The 14,024-nt window shown below is 62.1% G+C and carries 16 protein-coding genes; 7 read left to right on the top strand and 9 right to left on the bottom strand.

Annotation, left to right across the window (positions count from 1 at the left end):
• Positions 1-43 precede the first annotated feature (43 nt).
• Positions 44-364 (top strand): transposase, encoded by a 321-nt coding sequence (locus A0J57_RS26140; protein ID WP_153023176.1) that lies wholly within the window; start codon positions 44-46, stop codon positions 362-364.
• Here the strand turns inward: A0J57_RS26140 and A0J57_RS20960 are convergent.
• The 3 genes from A0J57_RS20960 to A0J57_RS20950 are packed head-to-tail and all read right to left on the bottom strand — an operon-like array spanning position 318 to position 3,423.
• Positions 318-1,328, bottom strand: coding sequence for a tyrosine-type recombinase/integrase (locus A0J57_RS20960; protein WP_061940012.1), 1,011 nt, complete (start codon positions 1,326-1,328; stop codon positions 318-320). The two genes, A0J57_RS26140 and A0J57_RS20960, sit on opposite strands and share 47 nt — an antisense overlap.
• Complete coding sequence (locus tag A0J57_RS20955; protein WP_061940011.1) at positions 1,325-2,239, bottom strand: tyrosine-type recombinase/integrase; 915 nt, start codon at positions 2,237-2,239, stop codon at positions 1,325-1,327. Before A0J57_RS20955 ends, A0J57_RS20960 begins: the two co-directional genes overlap by 4 nt.
• On the bottom strand, positions 2,233-3,423 hold the full coding sequence (locus A0J57_RS20950; protein ID WP_062017384.1) for a tyrosine-type recombinase/integrase: 1,191 nt from the start codon (positions 3,421-3,423) through the stop codon (positions 2,233-2,235). Before A0J57_RS20950 ends, A0J57_RS20955 begins: the two co-directional genes overlap by 7 nt.
• A gap of 127 nt (positions 3,424-3,550) precedes the next feature.
• Between A0J57_RS20950 and tnpB the strand changes: the two genes are divergently transcribed.
• Positions 3,551-3,832, top strand: coding sequence for an IS66 family insertion sequence element accessory protein TnpB (gene tnpB / locus A0J57_RS20945; RefSeq protein ID WP_061940009.1), 282 nt, complete (start codon positions 3,551-3,553; stop codon positions 3,830-3,832).
• 60 nt (positions 3,833-3,892) lie between these two features.
• Positions 3,893-5,506 (top strand): IS66 family transposase, encoded by a 1,614-nt coding sequence (locus tag A0J57_RS20940; RefSeq protein WP_061940031.1) that lies wholly within the window; start codon positions 3,893-3,895, stop codon positions 5,504-5,506.
• A 98-nt stretch (positions 5,507-5,604) separates the two neighbouring features.
• On the opposite strand, the gene A0J57_RS20935 is transcribed toward A0J57_RS20940, so the two are convergent.
• Together A0J57_RS20935 and A0J57_RS20930 are read right to left on the bottom strand one after the other, a co-directional pair.
• On the bottom strand, positions 5,605-6,255 hold the full coding sequence (locus A0J57_RS20935; protein ID WP_076605811.1) for an SOS response-associated peptidase: 651 nt from the start codon (positions 6,253-6,255) through the stop codon (positions 5,605-5,607).
• A gap of 62 nt (positions 6,256-6,317) precedes the next feature.
• A complete protein-coding gene (locus A0J57_RS20930; protein WP_064485883.1) occupies positions 6,318-6,494 on the bottom strand; it encodes a DUF3606 domain-containing protein in 177 nt (58 codons plus the stop codon).
• A gap of 174 nt (positions 6,495-6,668) precedes the next feature.
• On the opposite strand from A0J57_RS20930, the gene xth reads away from it, so the two are divergent.
• Entirely contained in the window at positions 6,669-7,466 is a 798-nt protein-coding gene (xth, locus tag A0J57_RS20925; protein ID WP_061940008.1) for an exodeoxyribonuclease III, read from the top strand.
• A 185-nt stretch (positions 7,467-7,651) separates the two neighbouring features.
• The gene (locus tag A0J57_RS27010; protein ID WP_064232733.1) at positions 7,652-8,866 is read left to right on the top strand and encodes a GGDEF domain-containing protein; all 1,215 of its coding nucleotides are present in this window, start codon (positions 7,652-7,654) and stop codon (positions 8,864-8,866) included.
• Positions 8,867-9,496: 630 nt separating this feature from the next.
• Here A0J57_RS27010 and A0J57_RS20915 read toward each other — a convergent pair.
• From A0J57_RS20915 to A0J57_RS20900, 4 genes are read right to left on the bottom strand one after another with little or no spacing between them, the layout of a single operon-like run.
• On the bottom strand, positions 9,497-9,850 hold the full coding sequence (locus tag A0J57_RS20915) for a hypothetical protein (protein WP_061940006.1): 354 nt from the start codon (positions 9,848-9,850) through the stop codon (positions 9,497-9,499).
• On the bottom strand, positions 9,850-10,422 hold the full coding sequence (locus tag A0J57_RS20910) for an alpha-ketoglutarate-dependent dioxygenase AlkB (protein ID WP_061940004.1): 573 nt from the start codon (positions 10,420-10,422) through the stop codon (positions 9,850-9,852). The genes A0J57_RS20915 and A0J57_RS20910 overlap by 1 nt, the downstream gene beginning before the upstream one ends.
• Positions 10,422-11,063, bottom strand: coding sequence for an SOS response-associated peptidase family protein (locus tag A0J57_RS20905; RefSeq protein WP_226869718.1), 642 nt, complete (start codon positions 11,061-11,063; stop codon positions 10,422-10,424). The genes A0J57_RS20910 and A0J57_RS20905 overlap by 1 nt, the downstream gene beginning before the upstream one ends.
• Positions 11,064-11,091: 28 nt before the next feature.
• Positions 11,092-11,457: a hypothetical protein gene (locus A0J57_RS20900; RefSeq protein WP_061940000.1), complete on the bottom strand. Its 366-nt coding sequence runs from the start codon at positions 11,455-11,457 to the stop codon at positions 11,092-11,094.
• A 308-nt stretch (positions 11,458-11,765) separates the two neighbouring features.
• Between A0J57_RS20900 and A0J57_RS20895 the strand changes: the two genes are divergently transcribed.
• Both A0J57_RS20895 and A0J57_RS20890 read left to right on the top strand, forming a co-directional pair.
• Positions 11,766-12,524, top strand: coding sequence for an ImuA family protein (locus tag A0J57_RS20895; RefSeq protein WP_201030957.1), 759 nt, complete (start codon positions 11,766-11,768; stop codon positions 12,522-12,524).
• Positions 12,439-13,959 (top strand): DNA polymerase Y family protein, encoded by a 1,521-nt coding sequence (locus A0J57_RS20890; protein ID WP_061939996.1) that lies wholly within the window; start codon positions 12,439-12,441, stop codon positions 13,957-13,959. The genes A0J57_RS20895 and A0J57_RS20890 overlap by 86 nt, the downstream gene beginning before the upstream one ends.
• Positions 13,960-14,024 lie beyond the last annotated feature (65 nt).

Genomic DNA, 14,024 nt, shown 5'->3' with positions numbered 1-14,024 from the left:
CGGTGCAAGCACTGGTGTTTGCACCGGTACAAGGGACGGTGCGATGAGTCAGATGACGGTAATTTCGGGCCCAGAACGGCGGCGCGTCTGGACCGACCAGCAGAAGCGCGAACTGGTCGCTGCGGTTTCGGCGCCCGGGGCGAACGTGGCGGAGATTGCCCGCCGTGCTGATCTGCGGCCGAACCAGATTTACAGATGGCGGCGGCAGATGGAGCAGGCAGCGCAGGGCTTTGCCGAGGTGGCGGCGTTATGCGGCGCGTGGGATTATGTGGAGTCCTGGGCGGCCAGGCACGGGCCGCCCACGAACCGGGAGGATATCACTCAGCATAATTTGGATGGTGGGCCTCCTTCAGCATGGCGATGAGTTTGTCCGGCGGCGTGAACCTCCCTGGCTGGAGGGTGGGCCCGCCCGCGGCTGCCAAGGCTTCGAGCTTTTCGGTTGGATCGGCACGCAAGTAGACCTCGGTGCTTTGCAGACTGGCATGGCCCAGCCACAACGCCACCTTTCGAACATCGCGCGTGGCTTGCAGCATGTGCTGAGCACAGCTGTGCCTCAGGACATGGGGCGTCACGCGCTTTGCTGCGATAGACGGAAAAGATTGAGCGGCTGTGGCCACATGCTTCCCGAGGATATATTCGAATCCAGATCTGGTCATGGCGAGGCCGGCGGCGTTCAGAAATAACGCCCCATCTTGACGTTGTTGACGGACGGCGAGCCAAGCCTTGAGCGAGATTACGCCTTCCTTCCACAATGGAAGCACGCGCTCCCGCCGCCCTTTGCCCATGACGTGGATGGTAGCCGGACTTTGGAGATCGAGTTGATCGAGACGTAGTCCCACCAGCTCAGAGACGCGCAGGCCTGCAGAGAAGGCGAGATGGAGCATCGCACGGTCTCGAGCGCCGGAAATGGTTCTGTGATCGGGTGCATTGATGAGCGCCTGAATCTCAGCTCGCGTAAGCGAAGTGACGAGAGCTTCGTCGGTCTTCTTAATTGGAATCGCGCGGATGCGAAGTGACTGGTCGAGACACGCTGGCACACGATATTCAAGGAAACGGAAGAAAGACTTGATCGCCGCCAATCGCGCATTGCGAGATCGCGCCTTGTTACCTCGATCCTGTTCGATATGTTCGAGAAAGGAAAGGATCATCGGCACACCAATATCTTCGACTTCCAATTGCGACGGCGCCTTCTGCAGCTGCCGCGCCGCAAAGGTGACGAGCAATTGAAAGCTATAGGCGTAGGCGTCACAGGTGTGCGGGCTGGCACGCTGATCGCGAGGAAGGTGCTCCCCGAGGAACCGGGACAGAGGGGGTGCGAGCGCGGTCATGCTGCACCTGTCCGGCCGAAGGTCTCACCAACATCGGCAATCTGCGCCATCAGGCCTGGGGTGGCCTGAAGATACCAATAGGTGTCGCTGACGTGAGCGTGGCCGAGATATGTGCTGAGGGCGAGGACATGGTGCGATACGGCGTCGCCATTGCATGGGCATTGTTCCAGCGATCTCACGGCGAAGCTGTGCCTCAGATCATGGATGCGCGGCCCCGGCTGACCTGGGGCGCCCCTCAATCCAATATTGCGCGAAAGTTGCCGGAACAACGCGCTGACCGTGTCATAGCGAGGCGGAGTTCCAGTGTTGGAGACAAACAGAGCTGGGGTGCCCCCAGCGATCGTCAAACGGACTGAGAGGTAGCGATCGATGGCAGCTCGGGTCGTGCTGTGGATCGGAATAAGCCGGCTTTTCTTGAACTTGGTGTTAGCGACGATCAGCCCGTCTTCGGTGACATCGCCTAGTCGTAAAGCCAGGGCTTCGGATATCCGCATACCGGTCGCGGCGAGCAAGCCAAACAATGTGAAGTAGGTGAGCGGGCGAAGCGTGCCGCTCGGACCGAGCGAAGCGGCGGCGGCCATCAGCCTCTCGATCTCTCCGGCAGAATAGATGTAGGGCTGCGTTCGCCGAAAAAGCCCACGACCCAGCGCGTCGGCCGCGGGCACCTCGTGGTCGGGGTCTTCGGCGTGCATTGCGATCGCGAACCGGCGAACCGTAAGGAGGCGGTTGCGTCGCTGTTCGGGGGAAGGTGCCTCGACCGCCCAGGCGATCGCCCGATCGCTTTTGATCAGGGCATCGCCGTGGCGTTCCGCGTAGGCGACGAACATGCGCAGCAGACTCCGCTGCGTCCGGAATCTGAATCCCAGCGCCTCATGAAGCGCGACATAGCGCGCGAGATCGACACTTAACATGCTACTTCCCSCGGCCAAGGCTGTGCGATCCGCTCCAGCATGTTGAGATCGACCTTGGCGTATAGGTTCGTGGTCTCCAGAGACTTGTGGCGCAGGACGGCGCCAACCGACTGGAGCGTCGCACCGCTGCGGAGCATGTGCGTCGCTGCCGAATGGCGCAGCAGGTTCGCACCACGCGATGGCGGATCGTCAATACCGGCTCGCTTCACAGCAAGGGCCACGATGTGAGAAATCGACGGAGAAGCGTAGAAAGGTCGAAACGGCGCGACCGCCCTCAGGAAAATGCGGTCGTCATCGACTTCAGGGCGAGCGCCATCGAGATAATCAAACACGGCATCGCCAGCATCCTGAGGCAAGGGAAGAAGAGTCTCGCAGCGCCCCTTGCCCTTCACCCGCAAGGTTCCAGAATCCCAATCGATGTCCCCAAGGCGCATCTCCCAAATGTCGCCCGCGCGCAGTCCGAGGCGCGCCAGGAGGAGCAGAATCGCACGATCGCGAATGCCCCGTCTGGTTCGCAGGTCACAGGAAGCGACGATCCGGTCGACCTGATCAGGCGACAGATAGCGTGGCAATGATGAGAGTCGCCATTGTGGAATGCGCGGTACTGCGTGTTCAAGGCCAGGACGACACAGGTCAGCGGCGGCCAGAAAACGCAAGTATCCGCGCAGAGCGGTGATCATCGTCTTGGTGTACGCTACAGAGCAGCGCTGGGCCTCATTTAGAATAACCATTCTGATATCCGCTGGGTTGTATGCATGTGGGTCTGATCCCAGCGAAGGGAGCAGTCGCATTATCATCCTTCCGTGCCGCACGGCCGTTCGGTCGCGAATGCCTCGATGGCGCATGAGCCACTCCTGGAAATCACGAACCAAGGGATCGACGGGGCTGGCAATCGCTTCAGCCAGCGGCGCGACGACACCGCGTCCGGCGAGAAACACGACAAAACGATGAACGCGGCTCAGATAGCTGGTCGAGTGCGGCACGGCGCGTCGATAACCCCCGCAACGACAACGGTGCTTGGCGAACCGGCCAAGAGCGTCGTCTCCCACTTCACTGAGCTCGACGTTCTCGATTGCAAGCCAAGCGGCAAAATGACGAGCGCAATCGATGTAACATCGGATGGTCAGCGGCGTGTGCCTCAGCGAACCGAGCTCGTCAGCGAACGCAGCGACCCACGGCGTCATCCTGCCCGCACAGATCTCTCATCAGCATGTATTTATTAAGTAAAATTAGCCTGGCCGCCCAGGACTCCACATAATCCCACGCGCCGCATAACGCCGCTTATGTGCTGCAGCACATAAGCGTCGCGGCATGCGTAGCCTGGCCCTCCAAGTGCAGCAGAGTTTCGGGCGTGATCCCTTCGCCGGGGATCTCTACATTTTCAGGGGACGCCGCGGCGACCTCTGCAAGATCATCTGGCATGACGGCGTGGGCATGTCGCTTTATGCCAAGCGATTGGAGCGCGGGAAGTACATTTGGCCCTCTGCGGTGGACGGCGTGATCGCCATTTCCCCCTCGCAGATGGCCTGCATGTTGGAGGCGATCGACTGGCGTAATCCGCAGGCCACATGGCGCCCGACATTGGCCGGATAAAAGCCCCGGCATGACCTAAAAAGCTAGGGATTCCGGTGCTTTTCCGCTATGTCGTTGGCCATGGGGAACGAGGCGCAAGCAGAGATCGACAGCCTTCGCGAGCGGCTTGCCGCTGCCGAGGCAGTCGCCGCTGAAGTTGCCCGCATCAAGGCGATCAACGCCGACCTAGAAGCCCGTAACGCCCTTCTCGAACTGCAGAACGAGAAGATGCGCCGCACCCTTTTTGGCCAGCGGTCCGAACGCACACGCCATCTGCTCGACCAGATGGAACTGACCTTCGAGGAGTGCGAGACCGCTGCCAGCGAAGATGAGCTTCTGGCTGCCCTGGCAGCGGCGAAGACCAATGTCGCACCGTTCGAGCGCAAGCGGCCCGCGCGCAAGCCCTTGCCCGAGCATCTGCCCCGCGAACGCTTCGTCATCGCCGCGCCCGAGGCATGCCCCTGCTGCGGTTCGGATCGGCTATGCAAGCTGGGTGAGGATATCACCGAGACGCTTGAGGTCGTGCCGCGCCAGTGGAAGGTGATCCAAACCGTTCGGGAGAAGTTCTCCTGTCGCGATTGCGAGAAGATCACCCAACCGCCGGCACCGTTCCACGTCACGCCCCGCGGACTCTTTGGCCCGAGCTTCCTTGCGATGCTGCTGTTCGAGAAGTTCGGCGCGCATCAGCCGCTCAACCGCCAGCGGGATCGTTATGCCCGCGAGGGCGTGGACCTGAGCCTTTCGACCCTGGCCGATCAGGTCGGCACCTGCACCGCTGCGCTGATGCCGCTCTATCTGTTGATTGAGGCGCATGTCCTGGCCGCCGAGCGACTGCATGGCGATGACACCACGGTGCCGGTGCTGGCAAAAACCAAGACCGATACGGGCCGGATCTGGACCTATGTCCGGGATGATCGGCCATTCGGCGGGCCAGCGCCGCCGGCAGCGATCTTCCATTATTCCCGTGACCGGCGAGGCGAGCATCCCGTGGGTCATTTGCGCAGCTGGACGGGCATCCTCCAGGCCGATGCCTATGCCGGCTATAATGCGTTGTTCCATGCCAACAGACTGCCGGCGCCGCTGACCCGCGCCCTATGCTGGAGCCACGCGCGCCGTTATTTCTTCGAACTGGCCGATGTCGCCGCGCAGATCAAGAAGCGCCGCAAAAAGGCCGTCATCTCGCCGCTGGCAGTGGAGGCGGTCCGCCGCATCGACGCGATCTTCGACATTGAGCGCGCCATCAACGGCAGACCGGCCCAGGAGCGTCTTGCCTTCCGCCGGGAACTCAGCGCACCGCTGGTTGCCGATCTGGAAGAATGGATCCGGGACAATCGGTCAAAGCTATCGAAGAACAGCGATGTGGCCGAGGCCATGGATTACATGCTCAAGGCATGGCCGGCCTTCGCCGCGTTCCTCGATGACGGCCGCATCTGCCTTTCGAACAACGCGGAGGAACGCGCGCTGAGAGGTATAGCATTGGGCAGAAAATCGTGGCTCTTCGCTGGTTCAGACCGCGGCGGTCAACGCACGGCCTTCATGCTGAGCCTTATCGGCACGGCAAAGCTCAACGACATCGATCCGCAGGCCTGGCTCGCCGACGTCCTCGCGCGCATCGCCGACATCCCCCAGAACCGTCTCCACGAACTGCTCCCCTGGAACTGGCGCGCCGCAGAAGATCAACGCGAAGCCGCCTGATCCGCGGCCCTCACCGGAGCGATACATATGCTCTGGCGCCTGTTCGCCAAAGCGCCGCTCGATAGCGAGCGCCTCGGCCCATCGTTCCTGCTCCGGGGTCACAGCAGCGTCGCGGCAGACGAGGGCGCTGAGCGTGGCTTGTTCCATGGCTCGCTGGTCCGCTCCATGGCGATCAGTTCATCAGGAAAGCAGCGCTCTTGAAAACCTAGGATGTCGTCAAAGCTGCCATGAAGCCATTGCGCATATTCATGTTCATGCAGGAGAACCGGCATTCGGTCATGAACCGGGCGGATGGCCTCATTGCAGTCAGTCATCGCGCCGGAGAAGACCGGCCCCCATTCCGGGCTGTCGCGCCACAGGCCTGCCCAGGCGAAGATGGGACTATCACGCAGCGAGAACCAGCTCCGGGTCTTGGCCCCAGCCTTTCCTTCAGCTTCCGCAAAGTTTGTGAGGGGAATGAGGCAGCGAAATTCGGGTTTGCGCGCAGCGCCGAGCCAGAAGGGCTTGCGTAAGTCAGCGATATTGTTGACCGGCTTGGGCTTGGACTCCGGTTTCATGCCCTTGAGGCGAACCGGCCAGCCCCAGGTCATGCTTTGAAGGAGGCGAGTGCCATCCTGCTCTCGCACCACCATGCCAGGCGTGCCGGGATAGACCTCGTCGGGCGCGTTAAACTGGGTGACCGGCGCCGCCACGCCGAAATGCGCAGCCACCTCGGCGGCGGATTTGCGCACGGTGTAGAGGTTACAAATGAGGCGATCCTCCTTCGTTGGAGGAGCAGCGTAGCACCGCGGATCGTCTCGTCAAAGCGGGCCTATGTGTTGAGATAGGCAGCGACAGCATCGACGCTGTTGCCCACCGCCTCCACCGCTTCCTCCAGTTGCTCTTTGCTGGCGCCGAAGCGGTTGGTCCAATATTGTACCTCATAGTCTTCGCCGAGCGCGATGCGCGAGCTGTCCTGCGGCCCGCGTGCGGTCTTTTCATTAGCCATTGCCTGCGCCTTCATCATCGTTGCCCGGTTCAACGCAGAAAGACGTTCGACGTTTCGTGCTGTGATCGACCGGCGGCCCTTGGATGTCCGGCAGAAACGGAACGACTCGATCAGGCGGCGAGTAGTAATGTTGGGCCGCGTGCGAGAAGCGGCCGACCAGGAGCGTCCATATCTGTGAAGATCGCCACCTATAATGTAAATGGGGTCAATGGCCGGCTACCAGTGCTGCTGCGCTGGCTTTATGAGGCGGAACCCGACATTGTCTGCCTCCAGGAACTCAAAGCCCCGCAAGAGAACTTTCCCGAACGTGCCATTCGCGATGCGGGCTATGATGCCGTCTGGCACGGTCAGAGCCGGTGGAACGGCGTCGCTATCCTCAGCCGTATCGGCGAGATCCACGAAACCCGTCGCGGCCTGCCCGGCGATCCCGATGACGGGCAGAGCCGCTATATAGAGGCTGCGGTCGGCGGCGTTCTGATCGCTGGTCTGTATCTGCCCAATGGCAATCCTCGGGCCGGCCCCAAATATGATTTCAAGCTGCGCTGGCTCGACCGGCTGCACGCGCATCTGGCATCGCTCGTTGATCTGGACGCGCCGGTGGTGGTCGCCGGAGATTATAATGTCATGCCCACCGACCTCGATGTCTATGCGCCCGATCGCTGGCGCGATGACGCACTCTTCGCGCCCGAAGTGCGCGCGGGCTATCAGCGGCTTCTCGATCAAGGTTGGACGGACGCGCTTCGGCACAAGCACCCGGGCGAGGCCATCTACACCTTCTGGAAATATTGGCGTGGCGCGTTCGAGCGCAATGCGGGACTGCGGATCGATCACCTGCTGCTGAATGCCAAGGCCAAAGCCCGGCTAATCGCGGCCGAGGTCGATACCGCGCCGCGTGGATGGGAGAAGACGAGCGACCATGCGCCGGTCTGGATCGAGTTGAAGGATAAGGCCCGAAGAAAGAAGCGGAGCTGACGTCTCAAAGGCTCATGGCCGCTCATCTTTTAGCGGCACGGCTTCTGGCGGACCCATGGCGAAGGAATGGCTGGCTGCATAGCAATGACAGGCGCGCGCGGCGGCGCGGTCGGCTGCCCCCGGATCTGCCACGCATTATCTCATCGGTAGGGCGGCCTTAACCATCGACCTGAGATTACTGCGCCATGGAGAGACGAAAAACAGATGGTCGCAGCGCTCGAAATCTTTCGGTCAAGCGCAGCATTCGTCCTCGTTTGCCCGATGCCGTGTACAGGGATCTGGTCGCCCCGCTCTTCACCATGAGCATGCCTATCGCGGGCTTCGGCCTGCTCTATCTGTTCGTCGGAACGCTCATTTATCTCAAATGGCAAGATGGCGTGATTGCGGCTCTCACCGGAACATCTGTGTTGGTGACGGCGGCCAGGCTTATTCTGATCGGCGCCTTCCATCGCGCCGGGGGCGCCGGACAGGAGATTGTCGCCCTGCGAATCTGGGAACGGCGCTACGCTGCGCTAACCTATATCTTCGCGATGCTGTTGGCTGGCCTCAACATCCGCGCGCTCATTGCCCATGCGCCGCTTATCCACATCGGAACCATCAGCCTCATTTTTACCTTTGGCGCGGGCATCGTTTCACGAAATGCGAGCAGGCCGCGCCTCTGCGTGATCAGCCTGATGCTGGCGGTTCTGCCAACGGCGGTCGCCATGATGGTCCATGCCATGACCGAATATGACGAGCCGCTCCATGCCGAGTTTTTCGCGCTGGAAGGCGTGCTTCTCCTGGCAGTCGGCTTGATGAGCCTTGATTCCGTGCACCACCTTCATGCCGCTTCGGTTGAGCATCTGACCACCCAACATGATCTTGCGAATCTGGCCCGCCACGACCCGCTGACAGGGCTGTCCAATCGCCTGGCTTTGCGTGAGGCCTTTTTCGCCAGCCTGGAAACATCGCGCAGGTCAGGCGATCAGCTTGCGATCCATTATCTCGATCTCGATGGCTTCAAGGCCGTCAATGACGCTTATGGTCATCCAGCGGGAGACCAACTGCTGGTCGAGGTCGCCCGCCGGCTCATTGCGACGGTCAGGACGGACGACGTCGTATCGCGCCTCGGGGGCGATGAATTCATTCTTGTCCAGAGCCACGTCCAGCATCAGGATCAGGCTGAACTGCTGGCGCGACGCGTGATCCGGCAGCTTAGCGAACCCTATATGATCGCAGGCGTCGAAATGCGGGTATCGGTGAGTGTCGGCATCAGCATGGCCCCTCAATTTGGCCTGGACCTCGAGCGCCTGATCGGTTGCGCAGACGCCGCCCTCTATCGTTCAAAGGCACGCGGAAAGGCCCAGGTCCATTTTTGCGGTCCGGAGGACTATCAGGAGATCGGTCGGGCGGTCGCCTGAACGCGTCAGCCAAAAAAAAGGCCGGCCAAATGAATGGCCAGCCGTACTGAGTTTTAGGAGAGGATGCCTGAAAGGCAGGGCGCATATGGCGCCAAATGAACGATCCGACAAATGCGGAGGCTGCGACGCCGGGTGCAGCTTTTGCAATCAGTGCAATATGCGGCTGAGAGGGCGAGCTTAGCGGCCGCGATAATGCTGTTTCTCAACAGGCGCGGTGACTGAGGATGAGTCCGGTAGCATGGAGTAGGACCGGTGCGACCCGAAGGCTTAGCTCATCGGCCGGTCCATGATCAAAATCTCAATTTACGCTACGGAATGCAAATTTGCTGGGCTGCGAAAATCAACCACTTACCGCATCTGCAAGGGATTTATGAACTTGGATTAAAGTTAAGGCGCTCCCAGAAATCTGAACCCTATGTTAATGACGAGTCGCGACCCGAAGGCTCTGGTTTTCAGAGACTTCTACTGACCCGGCCATTCATTGAGAGTGGTCGGGTCGTTTTTGGTTAAGTGCCGGACCGAAACGGTCTCCATTGCGACCAACGCGATCCGGACCGGCAAGGCCGATATAAGATTGGAGTGTCAGCCGGGGAAACGGCTTGTCTGCGTTACCGTGATCGAGGAAGCCGATCAGGATTGGGTATGTTCATCGCTCAGGGCTCCGAACCATTGGGCATAGGGGGTGTTACGGGCGAGATGCCGATTATAGTCGGGCGCGCCATCCCCCCACCACACGGGCCCGCGCTCGCCGAGCTGGTGTTTGACGGCGTCCACTGCATCGCGCGCGCTTCTCTCCACGTTGGCATCCTTGGCACGCAGCGCCTCGCCCACCTGCCTTCGCGCCGTCATCAACTGATGGACCAACTTGGCCCGCTCGGCCTCGCCGAGGGCAGGGTTGCTCATCCGCCAGAGACGGCCACGCACGACAAAATATCGCCCGTCTGGCGTAACCGGATATTGGGGCTTGGCGTGCCTGCCTGGCATCAGGCCGGTTTGAGGCTGCGAAAGGTGATCGACCAGCGCGGTTCTTCTTGTTCGGTGATGCTATGCTCCCATGCATGCCGGGCTTCGCCCGCCAGATGGTAGATGGAGCGCGGCTCCAGCGACACCGTGCGGCGCTCGAACCCATCCGCCGTTCGGCGCCTGAAGCGCATCGGGGCGGCGCCCCCCAGCGAAATGCCGACGACATGCTCGAACACCGGCCGGTCCTTGTGCCAGCCAATGCCCGCGCCCGGATCGTATCGGATCAGCAGCGCCTGGACGAGCGCGTCTGGCGGCAACGCAGCAAAGCGGGCGGCACGATTGCGCAGCGGCAGCAGCCAATCTGGCAGGGGATCGGCCGGACCAAAGCTACCCCGCTCGAAATCATAGTTCCAGCCATAGCTGCGGGTGAGGCGCTTGCCGGTCCATTTCTGGAAACGGAATGGCGCCAGCGGTGTGGCATCGATCCGGGTGATGAGTTCTGCTTCTTCCGCATCGGAGAGAAAGCCCGGCTCATACCGCAGGCCCAGCAGAAGCGGAGGCGCGAAAAGGTCGATCTGGTGGGCAGACGCCATCACAGGAGCGCCAGCTGATTATCTGCAGAGGGCGGACGCTTGCCGCTCCGCCAGAGATCCTCGGTTTTTTCGACGCGGAAACGCTCGGCCGAAAAGGGCGGACGGAACTGGAAACCGATCACGTCCCGGATCTCGCCGTGGAGCCAGGCGTCATATTCATGAGGGTCGAGCAGCACCGGCATACGGTCATTGGTCGGACGCACGGCGTCATTCGCTTCCATCGTCATGCCGGCATAGACCGGACCTTGTTCGGGCATGTTCCGGCAAAAGCCCGCCCAGGCCATCAGGGGCTGGCGCTTTAAGGAAAACCAGGTGCGGGTCCGCTCACCCGGTACGCCGTCGGGATTGGCGAAATGCGTCAGCACGATGAGGCAGCGATAGCGCGCATCCTGCGCCATATGATCCCACATCGGATTGGTGAGATCGGCGACCAGCCCGATGCGGCCCGGTTCCTCGTCGCGTTCGCGCATCTCGCGGGTCAGGCGGCTAAACCCCCAGGTAACGCCGCGCATGATCCGCCGACCCTTACTCTCGAAAACCACAAGGCCAAGCGCGCCTTCGGTGGTTTCGAACGGGAGCTCGATTGGCGCGGGCATATCTGCGCCGAAATGCGCGGCGACCTCGCTCAGTCCTGCAGCCATGCAATGGAGCCTCGACATGGCAGGCCGATCAGTTTGGCTTCTGGCCGTCGTCGGCGACAGACATGAAGCGGTCGAGCAGAGCGTCGATCGGATGCATGCCGGTTTCTTCGAAGGTCGAGCGCAAATTCTGGGCTTGCTGTCCCAGCATCTTGCCATAGGCCTCCCCGCCTTTGCGTAGGCTTTGCCGCGTCGGGAACTCAGGCGCCTGCTCCATGATGCAGGCGAGGCCCATCAATATGCCCTCGACCGCAAGATCGGGATCGACCGTCTGCTCGCTGTCCCGAACCGCTGACCCCAGGACCAGCTCCAGTGTCTGCTGGGCGACACGAAGCCGCAGGGCCTCCTCGCGTGGCAAGGTGTCGAGACCTTCGATCGGGATGATACGCGGGGTCATGCTTGGGCCTCCTTACCAGGGAATTTCATCATCGGTGACAAGCGCGGGATCGTGGCTCGGATGATAACGCGGCGGCGTCGATTCGCGCTCCGATTCATCCGCATGTGCGAGGGGCGCTTTTTTTCCGGAGCCTCCTCCCCATGCTTCAGGCTCAATTTTTTTCGCTGCACAACCATGGGTTTTCCCGCTTTGTTTCGAGAGCGTACCGCCGATCCTGAACGAGCAACGACTCCAGTGCGTTGACTCATACTGTAATTGGAACAAAATAGGAACAATCCAACCGCGAGCCACAAGGAGGCCCTTCGATGATGGAAAGAGGGGCGCGCCCCCGCGTTGCTGCCCTGCGCGCCCAGATTGCCGAGATCGAAGGCACAGAGCGTAGGCGCAAAGAGGTTCTGCCATTTGGCTTGGAAATGGTCGATGCCAAACTGCCCGGCGGTGGTCTGGCGCTAGGAGCGCTGCATGAAGTGGCTGGCGGCGCGCAGGGCGTGACCGATGGGGCGGCCGCCGCCCTGTTCACTGCCGGTATTCTTGCGCGGGTGAGCGGTAGCATCCTCTGGTGCATGACCGAGCCCGACCTGTTCGCGCCAGCGATTGCGCAGGCTGGACTTGATCCCGATCGCGTCATCTATGTGGAAGCTCGCGATGAAACAGCGGTTCTCGCCTGTTTCGAGGAAGGACTGCGCCATGGTGGATTGGGCGGTGTGGTGGCGGAACTCGCGCGCCTGTCGATGACCTCCTCGCGGCGTCTCCAACTGGCAGCCGAGAGCAGCGGCACCATTGGAATAGCGATCCGGCGCTGGCGGCGCCTGGCCGAGGCGTCGGACTTTGGCCAGCCGACGGCGGCCGCGACGCGATGGCGGGTGACAGCTGTTCCATCCGACCCACTGCCGGTGCCGGGTGTCGGCCGCCATCGCTGGTTCGTTGAGCTCATACGGTGCCGGGCAGGAGAGAGCGCCGATTTTCTGGTGGAAGCCTGCGATGCGACAGGTCGTCTCGCTCTTCCTGCCGACCTGGCCGACGGATCGGCTGCGTCGCAGGCTTGGGCAGAGCGCGCCGCCTCCTGACGCGCCGCTGATCCTTGCTGGCATCGACGGGCAACGCCGGGTGGTCACCGCGGCGAATGCCGCCGCGCGCATGATCGGTCTGCACACAGGCATGGCGGTCAGCCAAGCGCAGGCACTGGTGCCTGATCTCCTCATCCTGGATGCCGAGCCGCAGTCGGACCGGGACGGGCTGGAGCGGCTCGCCGTTTGGTCGCTGCGCCGCTACGCACCGATTATCGCGGTCGATCCGCCCGATGGGCTGATGCTCGATATCACCGGCGCTGCCCATGTCCATGGCGGCATCATGGGCCTGCTCAAGGACATCGTGCAGCGGCTGGCCGAGGTGGAGACGGTCGGGCGCGCGGTGTGTGCGCCGGCCTATGGCGCGGCGCATGCGCTGGCCCGCTATGGCCCGGAACCGCTGCGCGTTATCGATCCGCTCGACCTCGAGGAGGCGATTGCCGATCTGCCGCTGGTCGCGCTGCGCCTGGACCAGGCCATCGTCAGATCATTGAGCCAATTGGGCCTGGAGACGATCGCCGATCTGGAAGCCATGCCGCGCGCCTCGCTCGCGCTGCGCTTTGGATCGATGCCGGGGCTGCGGCTCGACCAGGCCTATGGCCGTGTCGCCGAGCCGTTCGAGCCAGTTGCAGCACCGCAAACCATCGAGGTAGAACGCCGCTTTGCTGAGCCGATCGGCGCGCCTGAAACCCTTGCCCGCTATACCCACAAGCTGGTCGATGGCCTGTGCCAGCAGTTGGAGGAAGCGGGCGTTGGCGCGCGCAGGCTGGATTTGCGCTTCCACCGGGTCGACAACCGGGTCGAAGCCATCCGGGCAGGACTCGCCAAGCCCAGCCGTGACAGGAAGCAGATGGGACGGCTGCTCTGCGACAGGATCGAAACGGTTGATCCTGGCTTTGGGGTCGAGAAGATGGTGCTTTCCGCCCCCCAGGTCGAGCCATTGGGGCTTCGCACCATCTCGCATCTGGGCGAAACGCCGATGCCCGATGTCGCCATGCTCGTCGATATATTGGGGAACAGGGTAGGGGAGGAGCGGCTCTACCGGGTGGCCGCGCGCGAGAGCGATATTCCCGAACGCTCAGTCACCCGCATTCCGCCCATGGCCGATCCGACTTTGCTGCGCTGGCCTGAACGCTGGCCGCGCCCGGCCCGGCTGTTCAAGCGGCCCGAGCCGATCGACACCATGGCGCTGCTGCCCGATCATCCCCCGGTTCATTTCGTGTGGCGGGGCATGCGCCGCAAGGTGAAGCGGGCCGATGGACCGGAGCGCATCTATGGCGAATGGCATGTGAGTGATGAGGAATGGCTGAGCGTCCGCGACTATTTCCTCGTCGAGGACGAGACGGGCGCGCGCTACTGGGTCTTCCGTCAGGGTGATGGCATGGACAGCGCCACCGGCGGGCAGGGCTGGTTCCTGCATGGGCTGTTCGCCTGATTGCAACGAGCGGTAGCGTGATCGGACGCCCAGGCCCGCAATGATCGCACCCCGCGCAACCAGTA

The sequence above is a fragment of the Sphingobium sp. 22B genome (genome assembly GCF_001580035.1).
Taxonomy (GTDB): Bacteria; Pseudomonadota; Alphaproteobacteria; order Sphingomonadales; family Sphingomonadaceae; genus Sphingobium; species Sphingobium fuliginis.
This window is presented reverse-complemented; position numbering and strand designations above follow the sequence as displayed.

Excerpts from the sequence above, each read along its gene's own strand:
- A0J57_RS26140 (WP_153023176.1), top strand. The coding sequence starts at position 44 with ATGAGTCAGATGACGGTAATTTCGGGCCCAGAACGGCGGCGCGTCTGG.
- A0J57_RS20960 (WP_061940012.1), bottom strand. The coding sequence starts at position 1,328 with ATGACCGCGCTCGCACCCCCTCTGTCCCGGTTCCTCGGGGAGCACCTT.
- A0J57_RS20955 (WP_061940011.1), bottom strand. The coding sequence starts at position 2,239 with ATGTTAAGTGTCGATCTCGCGCGCTATGTCGCGCTTCATGAGGCGCTG.
- tnpB (WP_061940009.1), top strand. The coding sequence starts at position 3,551 with ATGCGTAGCCTGGCCCTCCAAGTGCAGCAGAGTTTCGGGCGTGATCCC.
- A0J57_RS20940 (WP_061940031.1), top strand. The coding sequence starts at position 3,893 with ATGGGGAACGAGGCGCAAGCAGAGATCGACAGCCTTCGCGAGCGGCTT.
- A0J57_RS20930 (WP_064485883.1), bottom strand. The coding sequence starts at position 6,494 with ATGGCTAATGAAAAGACCGCACGCGGGCCGCAGGACAGCTCGCGCATC.
- A0J57_RS27010 (WP_064232733.1), top strand. The coding sequence starts at position 7,652 with ATGGAGAGACGAAAAACAGATGGTCGCAGCGCTCGAAATCTTTCGGTC.
- A0J57_RS20915 (WP_061940006.1), bottom strand. The coding sequence starts at position 9,850 with ATGCCAGGCAGGCACGCCAAGCCCCAATATCCGGTTACGCCAGACGGG.
- A0J57_RS20910 (WP_061940004.1), bottom strand. The coding sequence starts at position 10,422 with ATGGCGTCTGCCCACCAGATCGACCTTTTCGCGCCTCCGCTTCTGCTG.
- A0J57_RS20905 (WP_226869718.1), bottom strand. The coding sequence starts at position 11,063 with ATGGCTGCAGGACTGAGCGAGGTCGCCGCGCATTTCGGCGCAGATATG.
- A0J57_RS20900 (WP_061940000.1), bottom strand. The coding sequence starts at position 11,457 with ATGACCCCGCGTATCATCCCGATCGAAGGTCTCGACACCTTGCCACGC.
- A0J57_RS20895 (WP_201030957.1), top strand. The coding sequence starts at position 11,766 with ATGGAAAGAGGGGCGCGCCCCCGCGTTGCTGCCCTGCGCGCCCAGATT.
- A0J57_RS20890 (WP_061939996.1), top strand. The coding sequence starts at position 12,439 with ATGCGACAGGTCGTCTCGCTCTTCCTGCCGACCTGGCCGACGGATCGG.